Origin of the sequence: Pseudomonas sp. Mn2068 (assembly GCF_049319725.1) — a bacterium.
In the GTDB taxonomy this organism is placed as follows: domain Bacteria; phylum Pseudomonadota; class Gammaproteobacteria; order Pseudomonadales; family Pseudomonadaceae; genus Aquipseudomonas; species Aquipseudomonas gingeri.
This window is the reverse complement of sequence record NZ_JBMOUG010000033.1, coordinates 1-3,258: the sequence shown is the minus strand read 5'-3', so window position 1 is coordinate 3,258 and position 3,258 is coordinate 1. Positions and strand designations below refer to the sequence as shown.

Here is a 3,258-nt window from a genome sequence, read left to right as displayed (position 1 = left end):
GGCATCGGACCATCGGCGGCCGAGCAAACCAGGATCGCGCCGTCCATCTGGGCAGCACCGGTGATCATGTTCTTCACGTAGTCAGCGTGACCTGGGCAGTCAACGTGAGCGTAGTGACGCACAGCCGAATCGTATTCAACGTGAGCGGTGTTGATGGTGATACCGCGAGCTTTTTCTTCCGGGGCACTGTCGATCTTGTCGAACTCGACCTTGGCCGAACCGAAAACCTCGGAGCAGACACGGGTCAGCGCAGCAGTCAGAGTGGTCTTACCGTGGTCGACATGACCAATGGTGCCAACGTTGACGTGCGGCTTATTACGTTCGAACTTTTCCTTAGCCATCGAAATCACCCTTAGGAGAAGAATTGAGCAAGCTACATCGACCATTAAAACAAAGGCAGATATTCTCATATCTGCCTTGTTATATATGGAGCTCTTGAGCGGATTTGAACCGCTGACCTCACCCTTACCAAGGGTGTGCTCTACCAACTGAGCTACAAGAGCGAAACACTTTGCACAAACAGCAAACTTGGAGCGGGTAGCGGGAATCGAACCCGCATCATCAGCTTGGAAGGCTGAGGTTCTACCACTAAACTATACCCGCGGAGCTTGCTGCTTCCGCTGAAATTATGGTGGAGGGAGAAGGATTCGAACCTTCGAAGTCTGAGACGTCAGATTTACAGTCTGATCCCTTTGGCCGCTCGGGAACCCCTCCAATCGAGGCGCATTCTACATCATGCTGAACCTCTGTCAAGCAATTTCTCATTTAAAAATATGAGGTTAGCTGCGTTGACCTCGCTTCCCAGCCAGTCCCTCAAGAGGTGTTCACTGCGAAGCGGGCGCCATTCTATGCAAACTATTCGGCAGTTGCAATGCCTTCGCACAACATTATTTTATGTTTTAACTCATTGAATTCTTTAGCAAGATTCTGCAGAAGGGCGTCATCCAGCAAATGCCGGCTTTCGGGTGCGATACGCAGCCAATAGCCCGCGGAATCCGGAACATTCACCCGCTGTACACGCGCCTTGATATCCATTCCCTGCAGGCGCTGCTGAATCGACTGGGCGACATCCTGGCGTGCCACCCCTCCCAGATACAGGCACTCGGACTCCTCTTCCTGGTCCCTGGCGGCGGTTTTGCGCGCCCCGGCGTTATCCGACTCGCTCAACAACTGGATATCCTGGTGCGCACTGCGATAAAGCGACAGAGGAGCCACCTCCTTCGCCCTCAGTGGCGCCTCCTGCTGATGCCAGACGTAATAGACACCATTGAGTACCAGCAACAACAGAAACAACCAACGCATAGAAACCTCAGCTCAACGGGCAGGCAATGGCCAGGCCGACAAATACCAGATCAGGCACCCACCTGGCTCCGGGAACAACCTCGCTGACCAATGCCGCGTCGCCTCCGGTGAGGAATACCCTGAAGTCATCCCCCCAGTACTCGCGAGCCTGCTCCAATTGGGTAAGGACAAAACCCCGGAGCATCAACAGACAGCCGCGCTCCACCGCCTCGACGGTTTCCTGCCCGGGCGCCAGGCTGGCCAGCGCAAGCTCGGCGGCCACATCGTCATAGCGGATCCGCCGAGTATGGGTACGCAACTGGTTACGCATCAACTGCATTCCAGGACAAATGAAGCCACCCAGGTGCAGGCCGTCCTCGGCGACGAAATCCGCGGTGACCGCCGTGCCGAAATCCAGCACCAGGCACGGCCCACCGGCCAGCCGGAAACCACCGAGCAAGGCCAGCCAGCGATCAAGCCCCAAGCGCTCAGGATCTTTGTAACCATTGCGCACACCCGCCATTTCTTCCGCGGGCTGCGCACACGCCACCTCGATGCCAAAGGCATCGACAAGCGCCGCGACCAGACGATCCGTTTCCTCTTCGGTACGCACACTGACCAGGCGACACCACGCCAACTTCAACGTGGAACCCTCACGCAATCGCTGCAGCAGCATCTGGTCGGAGTCGACGACACCACCAGCGACCACTTCTTCACCATCGGCCAGAATGACGCGCCACTTGATAAAGCTGTTACCGCAGTCGAGCTCAAGAATCATTGCGCAACCTCAAGCTGAGCTCGCCACCGCTGAACACTTTCTCGACACCGGCAACCTTCAGGCGAAGCGCGCCCTGCTGGTCAATGCCGAGCACCGTGCCATCGATCACGTTGGCGCCAGCGACCAGGGAAACCTCCCGCCCCTGCCAGAGATGATTCTGCTCCCACTCCGCCTGTATCGCAGAAAAGCCCGATGCCTGATGCCGCTGCAGATAATCCTGAAGCTTCTCGCTCAAGGATGCGATCACCTGATTGCGGTCCACCGCGCGCCCCGTCTCGAGCCTGGCGGATGTCCATTGCTGATCAACCTGATCGGCGACCTGCATGTTGACGTTGATACCGATGCCCAGCACAACGTGACAGACATCCGCCGGGTCCCCGACCAGCTCCAGCAGGATACCAGCGATTTTCCGGCCACCTACCAGGACATCGTTCGGCCATTTCAGGCCCGCCCCCGGGATACCCAGCTCCCGCAGGGCGTGCAACACCGCGAGGCCCACCACCAGGCTCAAACCCTCGAGCTGACGCATGCCGCCATCGACCCTGAGCAACAGGCTGTAATAGATATTCTCGGCGAATGGACTGACCCACTGGCGTCCGCGACGACCACGGCCTGCCGTCTGCCGTTCGGCCACGACAACAAAGGGCGCAGGAGCAGCACGCTCGACCAGGCGCAACGCTTCGGCGTTGGTCGAGTCGATCGACTCATAGACATGTACCGGCCAGGTCGGCGATGACCTGGCGGCGGCGATAGCCTGCTGATCAAGCAGCACCAGGGGAGAGGCCAACTGATAACCACGACCACGCACCTTGTGGATCGATAGCCCCAGTTCGGCCTCTAACTGCTGAAGCTGCTTCCAGACAGCGCTGCGACTGACGCCCAACGCCGCCCCAAGCGCCTCGCCAGAGTGAAATCGACCATCTTTCAGGAGTTTTAACAACGTCAGCATGCAGGTCTCGCCTCACAATGAGGCACGCATGATAGCCATGAGCCGGAGCCTTGCATACTGCGGGGACGCCGCAGAGACAGCCTCATCCCCGCCCCCTGTGGGAGCCGGCTTGCCGGCGATGGCGGCCGCCAGATCCCCACAGGGCTCAAGGACCTCATCACTGCGGGCTTTTCGCAGCGCAAAAACAAAACCCCAACTGCTTTCGCAATTGGGGTTTCGGAATTTAATCTTGACGATGACCTACTCTCAC

Annotated in this window: 4 protein-coding genes and 3 tRNA genes; all 7 read right to left on the bottom strand. The window is 58.2% G+C overall.

What is annotated here, in order from left to right:
- On the bottom strand, positions 1-341 hold a 341-nt coding region (locus ACL9RJ_RS33225; RefSeq protein ID WP_422766018.1), incomplete at its 3' end, for a GTP-binding protein.
- A gap of 86 nt (positions 342-427) precedes the next feature.
- Positions 428-503 (bottom strand) — tRNA-Thr (locus ACL9RJ_RS33220).
- 26 nt (positions 504-529) lie between these two features.
- Positions 530-603 (bottom strand) — tRNA-Gly (locus ACL9RJ_RS33215).
- 26 nt (positions 604-629) lie between these two features.
- A tRNA-Tyr gene (locus ACL9RJ_RS33210) sits at positions 630-714 on the bottom strand.
- Positions 715-855: 141 nt separating this feature from the next.
- Positions 856-1,302, bottom strand: a complete 447-nt coding sequence (locus ACL9RJ_RS33205) for a hypothetical protein (RefSeq protein WP_017123244.1) — start codon at positions 1,300-1,302, stop codon at positions 856-858.
- 7 nt (positions 1,303-1,309) lie between these two features.
- Positions 1,310-2,059: a pantothenate kinase gene (locus ACL9RJ_RS33200; RefSeq protein WP_177088671.1), complete on the bottom strand. Its 750-nt coding sequence runs from the start codon at positions 2,057-2,059 to the stop codon at positions 1,310-1,312.
- Positions 2,049-3,008 carry a bifunctional biotin--[acetyl-CoA-carboxylase] ligase/biotin operon repressor BirA gene (gene birA, locus ACL9RJ_RS33195; protein WP_177088673.1) on the bottom strand — a complete coding sequence of 320 codons (960 nt, stop codon included), beginning with the start codon at positions 3,006-3,008 and terminating at the stop codon, positions 2,049-2,051. The genes ACL9RJ_RS33200 and birA overlap by 11 nt, the downstream gene beginning before the upstream one ends.
- Positions 3,009-3,258 lie beyond the last annotated feature (250 nt).

What these genes read in the sequence shown, in the direction of transcription:
- ACL9RJ_RS33205 (WP_017123244.1), bottom strand. Translation starts at nt 1,302, where the DNA reads ATGCGTTGGTTGTTTCTGTTGTTGCTGGTACTCAATGGTGTCTATTAC.
- ACL9RJ_RS33200 (WP_177088671.1), bottom strand. Translation starts at nt 2,059, where the DNA reads ATGATTCTTGAGCTCGACTGCGGTAACAGCTTTATCAAGTGGCGCGTC.
- birA (WP_177088673.1), bottom strand. Translation starts at nt 3,008, where the DNA reads ATGCTGACGTTGTTAAAACTCCTGAAAGATGGTCGATTTCACTCTGGC.